Here is a 380-nt window from a genome sequence, read left to right on the forward strand (position 1 = left end):
ATGGTGGTGCTCAAAGAGCTACCGCCAGCCAGGGCGTCGTTTGGTGCGGTGAAGTTCACAGTGCCGGAAGATTCGCCGACCGGGATGGTGATGGTTTGTCCGTTGGACAGGGTTACGACTACTGGCGAGCCAGTCACTGGCGCAGTCACGGAGGCGGTGTAAACGACAACGCCACCTTCAGCAACGCTAGGCGTCGCGGTCAGGCTGACGGTCGACGTATCGATGGTGTCAGTGACATCGGTGACCGCTGGCGTGGTGCTCGGCACCAGATTCTCGAAATTACCGCCAGCAGTCTCTTTGATGCTGACTTCGACTTTGCCAGCGTCCTTGTACACATCGTCAGCCGGGGCGGCGACAGTCACGGAACCTGTGGTAGCGCC

General features: G+C 60.0%; 1 protein-coding gene. It reads right to left on the minus strand.

The window, feature by feature from the left end:
• A partial coding sequence (locus J4D28_RS30835) for an immunoglobulin-like domain-containing protein (protein ID WP_146043861.1) occupies positions 1-380 on the minus strand: 380 nt, incomplete at both ends.

Source organism: Pseudomonas sp. GW531-T4, assembly GCF_017349615.1.
Lineage (GTDB): Bacteria > Pseudomonadota > Gammaproteobacteria > Pseudomonadales > Pseudomonadaceae > Aquipseudomonas > Aquipseudomonas chlororaphis_I.